At 69.6% G+C, this 16,702-nt stretch carries 18 protein-coding genes; 4 read left to right on the forward strand and 14 right to left on the reverse strand.

Going from position 1 to position 16,702, the window contains the following annotated elements:
• Window positions 1-42: 42 nt before the first annotated feature.
• Both ACZ5BU_RS12680 and ACZ5BU_RS12685 read right to left on the reverse strand, forming a co-directional pair.
• Window positions 43-1,683, reverse strand: coding sequence for a DNA polymerase Y family protein (locus ACZ5BU_RS12680; RefSeq protein WP_465698266.1), 1,641 nt, complete (start codon window positions 1,681-1,683; stop codon window positions 43-45).
• 181 nt (window positions 1,684-1,864) lie between these two features.
• The gene (locus tag ACZ5BU_RS12685; protein ID WP_465698268.1) at window positions 1,865-3,097 is read right to left on the reverse strand and encodes a hypothetical protein; all 1,233 of its coding nucleotides are present in this window, start codon (window positions 3,095-3,097) and stop codon (window positions 1,865-1,867) included.
• A gap of 76 nt (window positions 3,098-3,173) precedes the next feature.
• On the opposite strand from ACZ5BU_RS12685, the gene ACZ5BU_RS12690 reads away from it, so the two are divergent.
• From ACZ5BU_RS12690 to ACZ5BU_RS12700, 3 genes are read left to right on the forward strand one after another with little or no spacing between them, the layout of a single operon-like run.
• Window positions 3,174-3,695 (forward strand): hypothetical protein, encoded by a 522-nt coding sequence (locus ACZ5BU_RS12690; protein WP_465698270.1) that lies wholly within the window; start codon window positions 3,174-3,176, stop codon window positions 3,693-3,695.
• Between the two features lie 5 nt (window positions 3,696-3,700).
• Window positions 3,701-4,165, forward strand: coding sequence for a PPOX class F420-dependent oxidoreductase (locus ACZ5BU_RS12695; RefSeq protein WP_465698272.1), 465 nt, complete (start codon window positions 3,701-3,703; stop codon window positions 4,163-4,165).
• A complete protein-coding gene (locus ACZ5BU_RS12700) occupies window positions 4,165-4,893 on the forward strand; it encodes a PIG-L deacetylase family protein (RefSeq protein ID WP_465698274.1) in 729 nt (242 codons plus the stop codon). Before ACZ5BU_RS12695 ends, ACZ5BU_RS12700 begins: the two co-directional genes overlap by 1 nt.
• Here the strand turns inward: ACZ5BU_RS12700 and ACZ5BU_RS12705 are convergent.
• The 12 genes from ACZ5BU_RS12705 to ACZ5BU_RS12760 all read right to left on the reverse strand — a co-directional run bounded on the left by ACZ5BU_RS12705 (window position 4,856) and on the right by ACZ5BU_RS12760 (window position 15,078).
• The gene (locus ACZ5BU_RS12705; protein WP_465698276.1) at window positions 4,856-5,548 is read right to left on the reverse strand and encodes a GntR family transcriptional regulator; all 693 of its coding nucleotides are present in this window, start codon (window positions 5,546-5,548) and stop codon (window positions 4,856-4,858) included. The genes ACZ5BU_RS12700 and ACZ5BU_RS12705 overlap by 38 nt on opposite strands.
• Before the next feature lie 107 nt (window positions 5,549-5,655).
• Window positions 5,656-6,600, reverse strand: coding sequence for an alcohol dehydrogenase catalytic domain-containing protein (locus tag ACZ5BU_RS12710; protein ID WP_465698278.1), 945 nt, complete (start codon window positions 6,598-6,600; stop codon window positions 5,656-5,658).
• A gap of 64 nt (window positions 6,601-6,664) precedes the next feature.
• The gene (locus tag ACZ5BU_RS12715; protein WP_465698280.1) at window positions 6,665-7,576 is read right to left on the reverse strand and encodes an amidohydrolase family protein; all 912 of its coding nucleotides are present in this window, start codon (window positions 7,574-7,576) and stop codon (window positions 6,665-6,667) included.
• On the reverse strand, window positions 7,566-7,955 hold the full coding sequence (locus ACZ5BU_RS12720; RefSeq protein WP_465698282.1) for a cupin domain-containing protein: 390 nt from the start codon (window positions 7,953-7,955) through the stop codon (window positions 7,566-7,568). Before ACZ5BU_RS12720 ends, ACZ5BU_RS12715 begins: the two co-directional genes overlap by 11 nt.
• Window positions 7,952-9,511: an FAD-dependent monooxygenase gene (locus ACZ5BU_RS12725; RefSeq protein ID WP_465698284.1), complete on the reverse strand. Its 1,560-nt coding sequence runs from the start codon at window positions 9,509-9,511 to the stop codon at window positions 7,952-7,954. The genes ACZ5BU_RS12720 and ACZ5BU_RS12725 overlap by 4 nt, the downstream gene beginning before the upstream one ends.
• Window positions 9,512-9,514: 3 nt before the next feature.
• The gene (locus ACZ5BU_RS12730) at window positions 9,515-10,240 is read right to left on the reverse strand and encodes an SDR family NAD(P)-dependent oxidoreductase (protein ID WP_465698286.1); all 726 of its coding nucleotides are present in this window, start codon (window positions 10,238-10,240) and stop codon (window positions 9,515-9,517) included.
• Complete coding sequence (locus ACZ5BU_RS12735) at window positions 10,237-10,935, reverse strand: GntR family transcriptional regulator (protein ID WP_465698288.1); 699 nt, start codon at window positions 10,933-10,935, stop codon at window positions 10,237-10,239. The genes ACZ5BU_RS12730 and ACZ5BU_RS12735 overlap by 4 nt, the downstream gene beginning before the upstream one ends.
• Window positions 10,936-10,974: 39 nt before the next feature.
• Complete coding sequence (locus ACZ5BU_RS12740) at window positions 10,975-11,370, reverse strand: RidA family protein (RefSeq protein WP_465698290.1); 396 nt, start codon at window positions 11,368-11,370, stop codon at window positions 10,975-10,977.
• Window positions 11,370-12,458 carry an Ldh family oxidoreductase gene (locus ACZ5BU_RS12745; protein ID WP_465698291.1) on the reverse strand — a complete coding sequence of 363 codons (1,089 nt, stop codon included), beginning with the start codon at window positions 12,456-12,458 and terminating at the stop codon, window positions 11,370-11,372. Before ACZ5BU_RS12745 ends, ACZ5BU_RS12740 begins: the two co-directional genes overlap by 1 nt.
• Window positions 12,455-13,234, reverse strand: a complete 780-nt coding sequence (locus tag ACZ5BU_RS12750; RefSeq protein WP_465698293.1) for an ABC transporter permease — start codon at window positions 13,232-13,234, stop codon at window positions 12,455-12,457. The genes ACZ5BU_RS12745 and ACZ5BU_RS12750 overlap by 4 nt, the downstream gene beginning before the upstream one ends.
• Complete coding sequence (locus tag ACZ5BU_RS12755; protein WP_465698295.1) at window positions 13,231-14,022, reverse strand: ABC transporter ATP-binding protein; 792 nt, start codon at window positions 14,020-14,022, stop codon at window positions 13,231-13,233. The genes ACZ5BU_RS12750 and ACZ5BU_RS12755 overlap by 4 nt, the downstream gene beginning before the upstream one ends.
• Window positions 14,023-14,055: 33 nt before the next feature.
• Window positions 14,056-15,078 carry an ABC transporter substrate-binding protein gene (locus ACZ5BU_RS12760; protein WP_465698297.1) on the reverse strand — a complete coding sequence of 341 codons (1,023 nt, stop codon included), beginning with the start codon at window positions 15,076-15,078 and terminating at the stop codon, window positions 14,056-14,058.
• Between the two features lie 361 nt (window positions 15,079-15,439).
• Here ACZ5BU_RS12760 and ACZ5BU_RS12765 point away from each other — a divergent pair, with 361 nt between their 5' ends.
• Complete coding sequence (locus ACZ5BU_RS12765; protein WP_465698299.1) at window positions 15,440-16,702, forward strand: sensor histidine kinase; 1,263 nt, start codon at window positions 15,440-15,442, stop codon at window positions 16,700-16,702.

Here is a 16,702-nt window from a genome sequence, read left to right on the forward strand (position 1 = left end):
GAGTACGACCGTGAAAGCCCGGGCGTGGCCGGCGTCGAGGACTCAGTCGTACGTTGCCTGGGCTTGCCAGGTGTTTTGGTGGAGGGTGAAGAGCCAGGCGCGGGTGTCGGCGGTTTGGAACTGGAAGCGGGCCTGGCGGGACTCGGCGGCGGGGTCCCACCAGCGTTCGGCGGTCAGCCAGGGGCCGGCCCAGGAGGTGATCGGGTGGATCTTGTTGCTGTCGGCAACTTGGACGCCGGTGCCGCGGACCGGGTCCAGTGCGAACGCGCTGGGGGTACCGGACAGTTCGCCGCGGGCGGTGACCGAGACCGGGGTGCCGTCGGCGGCGAACACCTTCGCGGGGATCGGCTCCGGGAAGATCGTGGTCGGTGCCAGGGCCGGCCAGCGCTTCGGGTCCGGGCCGGTGATCGCCCCCGGCCACGGCTGGTCCGGTGGCCGGGCCGGCACTGCGGGGTCGCCCCATGGGATCAGCGTCTGCCGCTCCGCGAACCCCCGCCCGCCGCCGATCACCACCGACACCACCGCGCCGTGGCCGAGCATGCTCTGTACCCGCGACAACGCCCGGTGGATCCGCTCGTCCGGGCCGCCGCCCCACAACCCGTCGGCATGCGCCCCGACCGGATCCGCCTGGTCCGGGATCAGCCGGATCCGGACCACCGGTGAGGTCAGCTCGCTGGTCGCCGTACCGCTGCCCTGCAGCTGCCAGCGCACCCGGTCCACCACGTCGGCCGCGGTGAACCAGCGTGGGTGCAGCCACTCCCGTTCGTGCACCCGCCCGGACTCGGTGCCGATCTCGACCCGCAGCGTCGTACACACCAGGCCGAGCTCGGTCAGCCGGACGATCAGCTCGTCGGCGATCGACCGGACCGCGAACGCGACCTGGTCGACACGGTCCACGGACGGCTCGAAGTCGAGGGTCCGGGTGAGCTCCGGCGGGATCTCCCGGCCGGTCACCGGGCGGTCGTCACGGCCGCGGGCCAGCCGGTACGCGAACGCGCCGTCCGGGCCGAACCGCGTCAATACCTCGGTCGGCGGTAGCTGGGCGAACGCGCCGAGCGTCCGCAGCCCCAGCCGGCGCAGCAGGTCGGTGAGCACCGGCTGCTCGAGGAGGTCGACCGACAGTGGTGCGAGGAACTCCGGCGAACCGCCCGGCGGCACCACGTGCACCCGGGTCCGCGCGGAACTCACCCGGGCCGCCTGTTCCGCGGCGAACGGGCCGTCCGCGATCCCGATACGGCTGCCGTACACGTCGTACGTCTCCAGGCGGTCGAGGAGTTTCTCCGCAGCCGCCTCCTCGCTGCCGTAGAACCGGGCCGGTCCGCGGGCCTTCAACGCGCACATCCCCGGGCGGATCACCTGCACGCCCGGCGTGATCGCCTCCAGGCAGGAGATCACCGGGTCGAACGCGCGCGCGTCGAGCACTGGGTCGTACTTCAGCACGACCAGCTCCGGGCACCGCGACTGCGCGTCCCGGGCCCGTTGCCCGCGGCGCACCCCCTCGGCCCGCGCGGTCGCGGAGGTGGCGAGCACCTTGCCCTTCTCCAGTACGGCGATCGGCTCCTCCGGCGATCGCCCGCTCGCCACCGCGGCCGCCGCCACTGGCCAGTCCGGTACCCAGATCACCATCGATCGGGTCAGCGCCCGCCCACCCATCAGCCCACCGCCCCGACCTGCTCGTCCCACTCGTCCAAGAGCACCGGCTCGTCACGCCGCACGCGGCGGGTTTCAGCCCACTGAGCCGAGCGAGCCCAGTGAGCCCAGTGAGCCCAGTGAGCTAGGGCACCACGCCCCGTCGCCACCGCAGCCGCCACCAGCCAGTCCGGCACCCAGATCACTATTGACCGGGTCAGCGCCCGCCCACCCATCAGCCCACCGCCCCGATCTGTTCGTCCCACTCGTCCAAGAGGACCGGCTCTTCCCACCGCGTGCGGCGGGCTTCTGCCCATTGGGCCGTGCGGGCTGCTTCCATCCGCCCATCGGCGACCGTCCTCGGGAGGTCGTTCGCGGGGCTTTCCGCAGCCGGTTCCGTGGAGCGGATCTCGCCGTCTGCGGCCGGTAGCCAGAGTTCGTGTTTGCGGGCGTGTACGGCGGCGCGGCGGCCAGAGACGGCGATCGTCGCACGGCGGGCGGTGAGGAGGCCTTCGCCGTCGCCGAGGCCACTCCAGGTGCTGCTCTCGATCTCGAAGCGGGCCTCGCTGCCCGGCCAGGACCCGTACGCGATCAGCATCGCGCCGCGGGTCCGCAGCCGCGCCGCGAGCCGGGACGCCTCCCCCGGGGTCACCTCGCCCGGCGGCCGGACCACGACGACGGTCAGCGCGTCCACCAGCGCCGCGACGACGCTGAGCCACTCGCGCCCTGGATCCGGCACGAGCACCAGCCGCTCCAGGTCCACGCCGAGCCCGCGCGCCGCCTCGGCACCGAACGACGGAACCCCGACGACACCGCACCACGCCCCTTCCGCGGACGGCCCGGCCATCAACGCCATCACCAGCGCCGCACTCCCGCGCACCGAGTACGCCGAGCCGCCGCGTAGGCCCGCGCCGGCCAGCAGCTCCCGTACCGCCGGATGCGTCGGCAGCTCACGCTCCACCTCCGCCGTGTCCAGGGCCTGCTGCATCCGCGCTGTGCTCAGAGCCTGCTGCGCCCGCGCCGTGTCCAGGGCCTGCTGCACTCGTGCCGTCTCCAGGGCCTGCTGCATCCGTGCCGTCTCCAGGGCCTGCATCCGTGCCACCGGCGGCACCCGCCCGCCGGCCGAGGTGGGCCGCACCTCCGCAGCGGAGTCGAGGTGGTGGGTGAGATCCGGATCGAAGCTCGAAACCGTCGCCAATCGGCCCTGACCGGGGGGCGGCTGGTTGGGCAGGTGGTCGGGCAGGTGGTCGGGCAGGTGGTTAGGCGGCTGGCTGGGCAGGTGGTCTTCCGGGACGCGACCGGCAGGCGGATGGGCGTTGAAACCGGCAGGCGGATCAGCGGGGGGATCAGCAGGCGGATCGGCGGCGGCGCGGGTGGTGGCGGCTTTTTGGGCTTTGGCTCGGGCTAGGAGCAGGCGGGCCTGGTCGAGTGCTTTGACTCGACTCTCCGGTGCCGCGTTCCCCGTCATAACTCCATGTTCGAACACCTGTTCGAACAAGTCAATCCGGTCGTCCACAGGCCCGCCGCTGACTAGAGTCCGGGGCATGCGACGCGTCGATCACCCTCGGTTCATCACCGCCGTACAGCAGGTCGAAGACAGTATCGACGCCGCCTGGGACAGTTTCCGCGCCGCCTCCGGAGTACCCGTGGAAGAGGCCCGCGAGCTGGCCGAGATCGTCCTGCAGGACACCTCCGAGTTCGACTGGCGCATCGTGGACGGAGCTCTGAAGCAGCTCACGTGCCCGGACTGCGGCTCACAGCTCGGTGCCGGCGCAAAAGGATGTCCGAGCTGCGACCGCGCGAACGGCTTCCGCTTCGCGGCCCGGGAGACCGACCGCCCCGGCGTACCGCCCGGCAACGAGCACGCGATCCGGGTGTCCTCAGCCGTGGCCCGCACCCGGCACCGCTACACACCGCGCGCCCGCGCCGGTTACGAGCTGCTACTCCCCGACCTGCTCGACGGCGTACTCCCCACGACCGCACAGGCCCAGCACGCCAAGCACCTCATCAATCAGCTCAGTGACGACGAGCTGGAGCAGCTCATCACGCCGGCAGACATAGGGTGAGGGACATGCCAAGAACAATCGCCACCAACACGAAGGTCGAGCTCGACGGGCTGCTGGAGTTCGTGCGGCCGCGTCACCACATGTTGCTGATGACGACGAGGGCGGACGGGACGGTGCAGGCGTCGCCGGTGTCGGGCGGGGTGGACACCGAGGGGCGGATCGTCATCTCGTCGTACCCGGAGCGCGCGAAGAGTACGAACGTGAAGCGGACCGGCAAGGCCAGTGTCATGGTGCTGTCGGACGACTGGAACGGCGCCTGGGTCCAGGTGGACGGCAGCGGCGAGGTGATCGAACTGCCGGACGCGGTGGAGCCGCTGGTCGACTACTACCGGGCGATCTCCGGCGAGCACCCGGACTGGGACGAGTACCGCGAGGCCATGGTGAAGCAGGGCAAGTGCCTGATCCGGATCACCCCGGAGCGCTGGAGCCCGATCGCCACGGGCGGCTTCCCGGCACGCCTCGCTGACTGATGCGTACTGCGCTCGTCGTCCACGCACACCCTGACGACGAGGTCTTCGCCACAGGTGCCGCAACCTCAGTACTGAGTGAGCAGGGCTGGCACGTCGTACTGCGTGTTGCTACCGCCGGCATGTACGGAGCGTCCGACCACCTGAGCACCTCCTGCGCACTGCTGGGCATCGCCGAGTGGGACTGGCTCGGCGCAAAGGACGAGTGGATCGACGACGGCGGCCGCAACGGACCGCGCACCCTGGCAACCGCATCACCACACGACCTCACGGCAGCGATCGAAGAAGCAGTCCAGACACTCCAGCCGGACCTCATCCTCACGGTGGGCAGCGACGGGCTGACAGGTCACCCGGATCACATCGCCGTCTCACAAGCAGTTCAGCGGGTCCCGTACCGCGCGCTGGGTGCACGTCTCAGAGCGCAGGACGTACGTGCAGGTGAGCAGCTGGTCCAACAGCTTGCTCCTGGCCGGCAGATCGGCTCAGGACACGTCAAAGGCTGCGACGTGCCGCTGGAACAGATCGGTGGAGCCTCCGAGCAGCGACGGCGGCAGGCGCTGGACGCGTACTACGACGGTCTCGGTAGCAAACCGCTGGAAGAGCTCATAACAACCCACCGTGCAAGCAGCGACGGCCTGCTGTTGCGGGCGGTGTTCGACGCGACCGGCTGGCAGCAGGACCGCTTCGAGGAGCTCACTTCTTGGCCGAGCGACGCTCCATCGTCTCGGTGATGCGCTGCATGGCTCCTTCGAGGTGCTCGCGCAGTGCGGCCTCGGCGCCTTCCTCGTCGTGGGCCAGGCACGCGTCGAGGATGGCCTGGTGCTCACGCCGGGTCTGCTCGATCCGGGCCTTGGTCTGCCGGGAGCCGAACCGGTAGCGCTCGCTGTTCTGCCAGACGGGCTCGATCGCGCGCGGCAGCCAGCGCGAGCCGCCGGCCCGGTAGATCGAGAAGTGGAACTCGGTGTGCGCCTGCCGGGAGGCGATGTTGTCGCCGAGCTTCGACAGCCGGACGTGCTCGGCCAGCGCCTTGCGGGCCGCGGTCGCGTCCGCGTCGGAGAACCGGGTCGCGGCCGCCCGGACCGCCAATGACTCCAGCGCCAGCCGGGTCTCGTGGGTGTCGCGCAGGTCCTCCATCGACAGCTCCCGCACCCACGCGCCCTTGTGCGGAACGATCTCGACCAGTCCGAGTGCCGCCATCCGGCGCAGCCCTTCCCGGATCGGCATCTGGCTCATGTCCAGCCGCTTGGCGAGCTCCTCCAGCCGGAGCGCTGTACCGCTGGGCAGTTCGCCGGACAGGATGAGCTCGTGCAGCTCGGCGGCGGCTTCCTCGGCGAGCGTACGACGGCCGGTCGGTCCCCCAGGCGTGAGCTCGAGTCGTCGGATCATCAGTAGCGGGCTGCCTCTCTCCCTGTATTCAGCTCTGGAGGTACCGTAGCCGCCGACCGGGTATCTGCGGGCTTTCGACGGCGGATTGCCCAGCAAACACAAGTGGTCTAGCCCACCGGAAGGGCTGTCAGGTCGAGCAGTACGCGGCCCGCCTGGCGATCCAGGACCGCACCGATCCGGTCCGCGCCGACCACGTCGTACTCCGCTCGCCAGGTCGCCGAAGCGATGTCGGCCAGCGCCTGACCGACCGCGTCGGGAGCCAGCGTCGTGCGCTGCAGGTTCACGGGCAGCACCCGCAGGTCCCGGCCGATCAGCTGGTGCAGGTCGATCGTCGTGAACTCGCCGGCCTTGAAACCCAGTACGGCGATCCGCCCGCCCGGTGAGACGTTCCCGAGCACCCCGCCGGTGACCGGGCCGCCCATGGTGTCGACGACCGCGTCACACCAAGGCATCTCCCGGCCCACCTGTCCCAGCCCGTCCACGTGGACGATCTGGTCGACCAGGGCCGTCGTACTGTCGACGGAGTCGTCCACCCACGCCAGGCCGATCACCTTGGACGCTCCCGCGGCTCGTGCGACCGCGGCACACATCCGCCCGACCAGACCGGACACACCCGTCACAACGACGGTCTCCCCCTTCAGTACGTCGGCAACGCGACGTACTGCGGTGTGCGCCGTCAACGCAGGCGTCAGCAACGCCAGCGCCGCAGCCGGCTCCAGCGACGGCGGCAGTGCGTGTACGGCAGCGTCCGGTACAACGGCGTACCTGCCCCACACGCCCTGCCGGGTCAGGCCGACGCCCTCGCCACGTACGACGACCGCCGCACCGGGCTCGGCCACGTCCGAGCTCACCACCACGCCGGTGCCCTCGGACCCCGGAACGAACGGCGTGCACGGCAACTCGCCGGCCAGCGTCGAACGGTCCAATGGAGTCACCGCGGCCAGCCGCATCTCCACCAACGTCTCACCCGGACCCGCGGTCAGCTCGACCTCTTCGGCCTTGAGCTGTTCCCCGGGCCCGTGGCTCCGCAACACAGTCCCCCGTGCACTCACAGAACTACCCCGTTCCCCACGATTTGATATCTGATCACAACCCCGACCAGACGACCAGCGCGTCTCACTCCGCGGAGACCTCCTTCGCCAGCGGCCGGGTCAGTTCCCCGGCTGCCGCGGACCGCGCGGCGGACACCTCGTCGCTGCCCATCGGGAACGGCCAGTCGCTCCCGGCCAGCACCCGCCCGGCACCGAAAGTCGAAGTCAGCAGTTCCAGTACGGCGTCGTCGTGCACCAGGTCGTCGACGTAGAACCGGCGCAGCGCCTCGGCCACCGGCAAGGACACCGGCTGGATGCCCGGCCGGGCTTGGTCGATCCCACGCTGCCACCGTCCGGCAACGGCCGCTGTCACACCACCCCCATGACACAGGCAGAACCGGATCCCCGGAAACCGCCCCGGCACGTCCGCGAAGACGAGCGAGGCCGCCGCCACTCCGGTCTCGTACGGATTCCCCAACAGGTTCGACAGGTAAAACGAGTCAAGCCGCTTGTCGTCACTGGCACCGGGGTGAATCAGCGTGAACGCCTCGGCAGCGTCCAGCACCCGCCACACCGGATCCAGCCCGGCGTAGCTCGGCGTACCGATGGCGAACCCGCTGAAGACGCCCTCACCGGCCAGCCCGGCAGCTACACGAGGTGCGGCCGGGTGCAGCAGCGGGAGGTGCGCCAGCACGCGTAGCTGCGGTGTGGCGAGCTCCCGGAGCCCTTGGTTCACCAGCTCCGCCCACTCGAGCCCCGCGTCGTACCGGAACAGTGCGGGCGGCACTGACACCACAGCACCATCCAGGTCCTGCTCTGAGATCCAGTGCAGCAGCGCGGCCGGGTCGGCGAGTCTGCGCAGCGGCAGGCGGTCGCTGCCGACGACCAGCGAGCCGCTGTCGACGGACAGCCCGAACTCACCCCGATGCGCCGCCGCGAGCACCGTCGGCGGGATCAGGTGGGTGTGGACGTCCCAGCCGGCCATGTCAGCGCGCATCCTCGTCGTTGTCGTAGAAGTCCGGACGCTCCGGGTAGTGCGGACCGTCGTACACCTCCAGCAGCACGGAGGTCTCCTCCGCCCGCGTCGGTCCGTGCACCATGCCCTTCGGGTTCCAGTAGAAGCTGCCCTTGGTCAGGGTGGTCCCGGTCGGCAGGTACACGTACCGGCCGGACAGGCAGAACATGAACTGGTTCGAGGCGTGCTTGTGCTCCGACGGGATGCCGGACCCCTGCTCGAACCGCACCAGCGCGATCGACGCCTCGGTCTCCGGGTCCCGCCACAGCAGCTTGTGGGACAGGCCGTCCAGCGACTTCTCCACCCACTCCAGGTCGTCCGTCTGCAACAGGAGCTCCCGCAGCGGTTCGTCGAAACTCACGGCACCTCCCGACCCGTCACACGCGTGTAGAGCTCCGAAGCCACACCAGTACCCATCGGAGCCACTGCCGCGATATGACCGTCCGGCCGAATCAGTACGACGCTCTCCGCAGGCACGCCGTACCTGTTGGTGGCAACGCTTCCTGGGTCGAACAAGGCCCGGTCACGCAGACCGGAGTCGTGCGGGGCGTCCCACCGGGACACCGCGAAATGCTGCAACGCCGGCGAGCCGTTCAACGGGATCTCCGGACGACGCCGTACGTCGGTGAAGTAGAGCGCGACGAACGAGTCCCTGCACAGGTCGTGGATCGTCGTACGCCCAGTAGGGCTCTGCAGTACCAGGTCCGGCGCCCTGTCGCCTGCACGTACCGGAGGCGGCGCAGCGGACGTCGCGACCATCGACCAGTCACCTACGCCTTCAACATCGAGCCGCACGCTCAGCAGCGTCCTGTTGTACGCCGTGGCCCAAGCGCCGGTGTTCTCCGTGACAGCACCACGCTGGAAGGACATGTACTTGCGAGCGGCTTCCGCCATCTCGCCGGAGCCCTCGACCGCCACCGGCCGCTGCTCACGCTCGTAGCCGTCCAGCAGCTCAGGAGAAGCCCAGCCACGCTGTACCCAGGCCAGCCGCCACGGCAGGTTGGACGCGTCCAACGCACCGGTGTTCAGCCCCAGCGCCCACATCGGGGTGATCAGGTGCGCCGCATCGCCCATCAGGAAGACCTTGCGATCGGCAGTCCACTGCTCCGCGACCCGGTGGTGCACGTTGTAGACGACAGAGCCCAGCAGCTCGATCCGGTCCACCTCACCGATGAACTGCTTCACCTTCACCAGCAGGTCCTCGTCGCCCGGCGCGTCGGCTCCCGCCGCCAACGGGAACAAGAACCGCCAGTTGTCCGGCTGCCGGATCAGCACCATCCACTCGGACCTGTCCGCGAAGTACGCGAGGTACGGGTAGTCCCTGGCGTTGTCGACGTCCAGGTCGACCACGACGTCGATCAGCATGTACCGCTCGGGCAGGGTCTCCCCCACGACCTTCACCCCGAGCGCATCGCGGATCCGTGACCGCCCGCCGTCACAGGCCAGCAAGTGCGACGCCTCCAGCTCCCGCGGACCGTCCGGCGTCTCCAGTTGCAGTACGACGCGGTCGTCGCGGACCTCGAACGACGTCATCCGGTGCTGCGTGCGTACCGGCTCGGACAAAGCCTCCGCCAGCAGCGGCTCCATCTTCTGCTGGGGCAGGTTGATCACGAACGGGAACTGCGTGTCGTTGCCGAGCTCGGCCAGCTGTACCGAGGCCCGGGGCGTGTTGGTGGCCCGGTCGATGTCACCGATCTCGTCGATCCGCAGCGCGGCACCGAGGATGCGGTCGACCGCGCCGTACCGGTTCCAGATCTCCAGCGTCCGGCTGAGCGTCGTACCGGCCTTGGTGTCGGAGGAGAGCGTGGCGTCCTCCTCGAGCAGCACGTACGGGATGCCGTAGTGCTGCAGGCCCAGCGCGGTGGTCAGACCGATCGGTCCGGCACCTACTACCGCAACAGGAAGCTGTTGAGTCACAGATCACTCCACAAAGGTCGTGAGCTTGGCAAAAGCACGTTCCCTGGTCAGCACCGACCCCGTCATCGCAGCGGCGTCGGACAGCAGGAACAGCAACGGGCCGACCACGTCGTCGGGGTCGCCGATACCTATGGTGTCCTGCCAGTGCTCCCGGTCCGCGCCGGCGTTCGCTCCCCGGAACTGTTCGGTGTCGATCACGCCTGGCGCGACCACGTTCACCCGGACCCGCTCCGCGGCCACCTCCGCAGCCAGCGTCTTTGCGAACGCCACCAGCGCCGCCTTGCTCGCCGCGTATGCCGCAGCGCCCGGATACCCGGTCGACGCCATCCCTGACGTGAACACCACGACCGAACCGGACCGCTGCTTCACCATGTGCGGTACGACGGCCTGGCACACCCAGACAACCCCGTCCAGGTTCACCTGCAACGTACGGGTCCACTCGGTCGCGTCGAGCCCCAGTACGGGCGCCCGCGGCTGCACCGCCGCAGCGGCGACCAGTCCGTCGACACGTCCGTACTGCGCGACCACTTCGGCGACCGCCGCCTCGACTGCCAACCGGTCGGCCACATCCACCTGAACCCACGACAGACCCTCAGGCGGTTCCACGACGTCAAGAACCACCGCGGTACCGCCGGCAGCGTTCACGGCCTTCGCCAGCGCCGCTCCGATGCCCTGCGCTCCACCCGTGATCAGCACGACCTCACCGGTTGCGTCGAAGCTCGCCTTCACGGCGTGTCCTTCTGCTTCGAGGTCATGGTCTCGGTGATGCGCTGGAACGCACCGGCGAGGTGACTGCGCAACGCCTGCTCGGCCGCGTCCGGGTCGCGGGCTACACAGGCGTCCAGGATCGCCTGGTGCTCCTGCCGGCTCCGCTCGATCAGGAACGCCGTCGGACGGCTGCCGAACCGGTACCGCTCGCTGTTCTGCCAGACCGGTTCAATTGCCCGAGGCAACCACAGCGAACCACTGGCCCGGTAGATCGCGAAGTGGAACTCCGCATGCGCGTCACGAGCGCCGGCAGAGTCCTCGGCACGCGACAGCCGCAAGTGCTCAGCCAGCGCGGCCGCTGCCTTGGTCAGGTCCTCTTCGGTGAAACGAGCAGCAGCAGCCCGTACGGCGAGACTCTCCAACGCCAGCCGCGTCTCGTGCGTGTCCCGCAGATCCGCCAACGACAGGTCGCGGACCCACGCGCCGCGGTGCGGGATGATCTCCACCAGCCCGAGTGCCTCCAGCCGGCGCAGCCCTTCACGTACAGGCATCTGGCTCATCTCCAGCCGGCCGGCCAGCTCCACCAGGCGCAGCGGCGTACCGCTGGGCAGCTCGCCGGACAGGATCAACTGGTGCAGCTCCGCGGCCGCGTGCTCAGCGAGCGTACGACGGCCGCTCTTCCCGCCACCGGGCAGGAGTTCCAACGGTCCGCTCATCTCACGTCCACTCAACGCCGCGCACAACATCACCCCCGGTTATGAGACCACCGCGATCGCGGAGATCTCGATCAGATAATCAGGATCGGCGAGCTTGCTGACCTCGACCATGGTCGACGCCGGCAGGGGTTCGGTGAAGTACTGGGCCCGGATCTCGTGGATCTTGGCGAAGTCCTCCATGTTGCGGACGTACACGTCCACCCGGCAGACGTCCGCGAGCGTGCCACCGGCCGCCTCGACCGCCGCCTTCACGTTCTCGCACACCTGCCGGGTCTGCTCCCGGACGTCCCCGACGCCGGCGACACTGCCGTCCGGCCGGCGCGCGGTCATCCCGGAGACGAACACCAACCGTCCGGTCGCCTCGACCGTGGTCGCCTGCGAGAACACCCCGTTCGGGATCCGCAGCGCGTCCGTGGAAACCTGTGTCTTCGGCATCAGCTCAACACCCCTCCCGCCGGTACGACGGCACCGACCGCACGCGCGGTCGCCAGCAGCCCGTCGAGTCCCGACCTCTCGATCAGTACGCCGTTCCGCCGCTGCTGCGCCGCCCGCTCGGCCTCGATCTCGCCGGGCAGGTACAGCCGGTTCACCCCCGGCGCGGTGGCGCTTCCCCGGACCCGGGCGGCCAGCCCGGACGACCGGCGGCGGAAGTCCTCCACGCCGCCCATCAGCTCCGGGTCGATCGCCAGGAACAGGTGGGCGCAGTCGTTCGGCCGGTCCGGCTCCCGGTACAGCGGGCGGACCTGGTCGCCCCAGCCGCCACCACTGAGTACGCCGGTGAGCACGTCGATCATCAGCGCGAGTCCGAAGCCCTTGTGGCCCGCGGCCGGCAGCAGCATGCCGAGCACGGCCTCGTCCGGGTCGGTGGTCGGGACCCCGGACGGGTCGGTGGCCCAGGTGTCCGGGATCGGCCGCCCGGCCGACGCGGCCAGCCGGATCTTGCCCAGGGCGACGGCCGACAACGCCATGTCCAGCACGATCTCCACGCCACCCGTGGTCGGTACGGCGATCGCCAGCGGGTTGTTGCCGACCAGCCGTTCGGCCCCGCCGGGCGCGGGCATCAACGGCGTGGTGTTCGACATCGCGATCCCGATACACCCGGCGACACCGGCCTGCATCGCCCAGCGGCTCGCGGCGCCGAAGTGGTGGGCGTTGCGGACCGACACGATGCCGATACCGTACCGTCCGGCGCGCTCGATCGCATGACCCATCGCCTGCGGGCTGGACAGCTGGCCCATCCCGCCGCGGGCGTCCACGACCATCGCGGCACCGGCGTCGAAGAGGACGTCGAGCTCGCGGTCCCGGGTGACGCCGCCGGCGTTCAGCCGTTCGACGTACATCGGAACGAGCATCACGCCGTGCGAGCTGACACCGCGCAGGTCCGCCTCGACGAGTGCGGCCGCGATCTCGGACGCGTCCGCGGAGTCGAACCCGACCGCGGTGAACACGGCGGCCACGGTGGCTTCCAGCCACTCCGCCCGCACCAGCACACGCCGATCCGCATCGGAGGCCTGAGCGGTCATCTTTTCTCCTGCGCCCACGGGAGGAGCAGGTGCTCGAGGAGGGCCAGCGCGTAGAAGAGGACGATGCTCATCACGCTCAGCAGGGTGATCGCGGCGAAGGCCAGCGTGGTGTCGGCGCTGGCGCCGGACTGCTGGATGACGTACCCGAGACCCTTGGTCGCACCAACGAACTCGGAGATCACCGAGCCGATCACCGCGAGCGAGATGGCGACCTTGAACCCGGTGAAGATCTGCGGCATCGCGTACCGCAGCCGGAGCTTGAAGAACTCCTGCGCCCGGCTGGCCTTCAGCGACCGCATCAGCTCGACCAGCTCGGTCGGCGTCGACTTCATCCCCTGCGCGGTCGAGATCACGATCGGGAAGAAGCACATCAGCAGCACCATCACGACCTTCGGCCACTGCCCGAAGCCCATCCAGATCACCAGCAGCGGCGCGACCGCCACCTTCGGGATCGAGTTCACCATCAGCAGCAGCGGGTACACCAGCCGCTCGAGGATCACCGAGCGGACGATCACCAGAGCGATCGGTACGCCGATCGCGATCGCCAGCAGGAAGCCCTCGATCGTCTCGAGCAGCGACGTACCGGTATGGGCCAGCAGCTCACCGGGCTCGTCGAAGAGCTTGACCAGCACGTCCCCCGGCGTCGGCAGCAGGTACGGCTGGATCGAGAACACGATCGTCGCGCCCCACCACAGCCCGATCGCGGCGACCAGGCCGACGATCGGCAGCAGTACGGCCGCCACCGGCGAGGCGGTCAGCCAGGACTTCCGCTTCATCGCGCCTGCACCTCGTCCACCGGACGCGCTTGTTTCTCGGCCAGCAGCGCGTGCAGCCGGCCGCTGATCTCGGCGACCTCGGTCAGGTGCGCGTTCTGGCCGAGGCTGCGCGGCCGCGGGATGCCGATGTCGACGATCTCCCGCATCCGGCCGGGCCGCGGCGTCAGCACCACCACCCGATCCGCGAGTACGACGGCCTCCTCGATCGAGTGCGTGACGAACACGATCGTGGTGGACAGTTCCATCTTGATCCGTTGCAGTTCCTCGGACAGCTCGGTCCGGGTGAGCGCGTCGAGCGCGGAGAACGGCTCGTCCATCAGCATCACCTGCGGGTCGCGGATCAGCGACCGGCACAGCGACACCCGCTGCTGCATGCCGCCGGACAGCTCGTGCGGCAGCCGCCGTTCGAACCCCTGCAGCCCGACCAGTTCGAGCAACTCGTGGGCCCGGTCCCGGTACGACGCCTTGTCGCGCGTGCCCCGGTCGATCTCGACCGGGAGCATCACGTTCGACAGCACCGAACGCCACGGCAGCAGCGCCGGCCGCTGGAACATGAACGAGACGTCCCGGCGTGGTCCGGTGACGGGCTCCCCCGCCACCTGGACCGTGCCGGACGTGGGCGGGAGCAGTCCCGCGATCAGCCGGAGCAGCGTGGACTTGCCACAGCCGGACCGGCCGATCAGCGTGACGAACTCACCGTCGCGAACGTGCAGGTCGATCTCCTCCAGGGCGGTCACCCGGCCCTCGCGTCCGTCGAAGACCTGCCCCACACCGTCCAGGCGAATCATCCGGTGCCAGTACTCCTTACCTCAGCTCTGCCGTCAGCTCTTGGGTGCCAGGCTCATCGTCACCAGGTCGTCGGGTGTGATCGAGCCCATCGGGATGTTCGACTGCTTCAGCAGCGCGATGATCTTCTGCACCCGCTCCGGGGTGACGTCGCCGAGTGGGCCCTCGAAGCCCTTCGGCTTGATGTAGCCCTGCATGATCTTGAGCTCCTGGGTGGCCACGTCCAGGTCGGTGTCCGGCCGGTACTTCTTCAGCGTCGCGGCCGCCGCGGCCGGGTCGTCCAGGGTGTCCTGCAGACCCTTGAACAGCGCGTTGGTGAACTTCTTCACCTGGTCCGGGTGGTCCTTGGCCAGGTCCGAGCGGGTGATGATCGCGTTCCCGTACAGGTCCGGCAGCTTCTCGCCGTACGGCAGCGTGATCACCTTGCGATGCTTCTCCTTGTCGGCCTTCGCGATCAGCGGTTCGCCGACCACGAACTGGCCGATGCCCTGCACCTTGCCCGACGCCAGCAGGGTCGGCAGCCCCGGCGGCGGCGACGGCAGGAAGGTGACCGACGTCGGGTCGATACCGACCGCCTTGGCGTAGACCGGGAACATCACCGTGTTGGTGGAACCCGGCTGGTCGCCGATCGTCTTGCCCGGCAGGTCCTTCGGCGAGTTGATGCCCAGGCCCTGCAGCGACATGATCGCCGCCAGCGAGCGCTGGTGGATCATGCCCACGGTGGTGACCGGGAGCTTCTGCTTGGCGAGCGTGATCGCGAACGCGGTGAAGTCGCCGATGCCGTAGTCGGCCTGACCACCGGCGACCAGCTTCATCACGTCGACCGTACCGCTGCCGGGCGAGATCTTGACGTCGAAACCGGCGTCCTTGAAGTAGCCCTTGTCCAGCGCGACATACGCGTACGCCTCGCGACCGAAGGTGTTGAACGACGTCAGGTAGCTGACCTTCTGCAACCCGTTGTCGCCGCCCGACGCCTTGTCGTCGCCGTTGCCGCACGCACTCACCAGTGCGAGCCCCAGAACCGCCACCAAGGCGATGACGGAACGCCTCAACCTCATATCGACCTCTCTCGTCCCGATATTTGATCAAACATCAAATGCAGGAAGGTGGTCAATCCGACCGCGGGGACTTCACGGGGACTTAACGTCTGCCGCACCGGGTCCTCGCGTTCGTTGCCGGCCACCTGTCCTGGAGCTCCCACATACCTGTCCGTAGCCGGACGGGCACCCACCCCGACCACAGACCGTACCTGCCTGAGCAGCAGATCGCGACGCCCGCGACGGCCGAACCCGGCGGTGCAGCGTCAAATTTGCGTAAACACTCAACTTTCCGGGTGATACAGCCCACGTCGTCGAGGGTTTCCCTGCGCTCACCCTGGGGAGGGAGGCCGGACCACCCGGACTTTGACAGGATGTGGTCGTGCGGGTGATCAGTCAGCTGTGGCGTACGTCGACGTACCTGCGCTGGGTCTACCTGCTGCTCGGCGCCGCGCTGGTGCTGGCGTTCATCCTGGTCGACAGCGCGCTCGGCGCCGTGGTCGCGGACCTGGGTCTGCCGAAGGTTGCCACCGGCATCCTCTGGGTCGTGCTCGGCCTGGTGCCGCCGGTCGCGCTCGGCCTGCTGCCCGCGGTCCGGGAGGTCGAGGGCATCGCGGTCGAGTCGTTGCTCGCGGTCCGCTTCGAGGAACGCCCGCTCGGCCCGTCCCGGACCTGGGCCGGGCGACGGCGTACGACGGTGTGGTTCTGCCTGCACCTGCTCGCCGGTGGCGTGGTCGGCATCCTCAGTACGATCGTGTTCGGCCTCGGCGCGATCTGGCTGGCGGCCCCGTTCCGCTCCCCCGGCGCGCGTGACGTCGTACCAGGCTGGACGTACGACGTACGTGGCAACTGGACCGACCTGTGGATGCCGGCGGCAGCGATCGGGATGCTCGCCGCGCTGTTCCTGCTGTCGTCCGCGGCCGGCGCGCTGCTCGCGTACCTGGCGCCGCGCGTCCTCGGCCCGACCGCCGCGGAGCGGATCGAGCTGCTCGAGCAGCAGACCGCGACGCTTGCCGAGCGCAACCGTCTCGCCCGCGAGCTGCACGACAGCGTCGGGCACGCGCTCAGCCTGGTCACCATCCAGGCCGCCGCCGCCCGGCGGGTGCTGGCCAGCGACCCGGAGTTCGCCGAGACCGCGCTGGCCGCGATGGAGACGTCCGCACGGGCCGCCCTCGCGGATCTGGACCACGTACTCGGCCTGCTCCGCGACGACCGCCGCCCGGGCGCCCGGACGGCGCCACAGGCGACGCTCGGCGGCCTGGACCGGCTGGTCGAGGCCACCCGCGCCGGCGGCATCACGATCGACGTCGAACGCTCGGGCGACCTGGACCAGCTGCCGGCCGCGGTCTCCCGCGAGGCGTACCGGATCGTCCAGGAGGGCCTGACCAACGCGATCCGGCACGCGGGCCGCCCGGCCGGCGAGCTCGCCGTGGACCTGTCGATCCGCCTGGACGCGTCAGGGCTCCGGCTCGCGGTCGTCAATCCGGTCAACGGCCCGTCGGACAGCTCCGGCGGCGGCCGCGGCCTGGCCGGGATCCGTGAAAGAGTCGCTGTACTGCGTGGCACGGTCGACGCCGGCCCGGTCAACGGAGGTCTCGCGTGGCGTCTCGCGGTGCGATTGCCGGTCAGCATGACGAAGGGGTGA

It is taken from the genome of Kribbella sp. NPDC031520 (genome assembly GCF_055580825.1).

Excerpts from the sequence above, each read along its gene's own strand:
- ACZ5BU_RS12685 (WP_465698268.1), bottom strand. The coding sequence starts at position 3,097 with ATGACGGGGAACGCGGCACCGGAGAGTCGAGTCAAAGCACTCGACCAG.
- ACZ5BU_RS12690 (WP_465698270.1), top strand. The coding sequence starts at position 3,174 with ATGCGACGCGTCGATCACCCTCGGTTCATCACCGCCGTACAGCAGGTC.
- ACZ5BU_RS12695 (WP_465698272.1), top strand. The coding sequence starts at position 3,701 with ATGCCAAGAACAATCGCCACCAACACGAAGGTCGAGCTCGACGGGCTG.
- ACZ5BU_RS12700 (WP_465698274.1), top strand. The coding sequence starts at position 4,165 with ATGCGTACTGCGCTCGTCGTCCACGCACACCCTGACGACGAGGTCTTC.
- ACZ5BU_RS12705 (WP_465698276.1), bottom strand. The coding sequence starts at position 5,548 with ATGATCCGACGACTCGAGCTCACGCCTGGGGGACCGACCGGCCGTCGT.
- ACZ5BU_RS12715 (WP_465698280.1), bottom strand. The coding sequence starts at position 7,576 with ATGCGCGCTGACATGGCCGGCTGGGACGTCCACACCCACCTGATCCCG.
- ACZ5BU_RS12735 (WP_465698288.1), bottom strand. The coding sequence starts at position 10,935 with ATGAGCGGACCGTTGGAACTCCTGCCCGGTGGCGGGAAGAGCGGCCGT.
- ACZ5BU_RS12740 (WP_465698290.1), bottom strand. The coding sequence starts at position 11,370 with ATGCCGAAGACACAGGTTTCCACGGACGCGCTGCGGATCCCGAACGGG.
- ACZ5BU_RS12745 (WP_465698291.1), bottom strand. The coding sequence starts at position 12,458 with ATGACCGCTCAGGCCTCCGATGCGGATCGGCGTGTGCTGGTGCGGGCG.
- ACZ5BU_RS12750 (WP_465698293.1), bottom strand. The coding sequence starts at position 13,234 with ATGAAGCGGAAGTCCTGGCTGACCGCCTCGCCGGTGGCGGCCGTACTG.
- ACZ5BU_RS12755 (WP_465698295.1), bottom strand. The coding sequence starts at position 14,022 with ATGATTCGCCTGGACGGTGTGGGGCAGGTCTTCGACGGACGCGAGGGC.
- ACZ5BU_RS12760 (WP_465698297.1), bottom strand. The coding sequence starts at position 15,078 with ATGAGGTTGAGGCGTTCCGTCATCGCCTTGGTGGCGGTTCTGGGGCTC.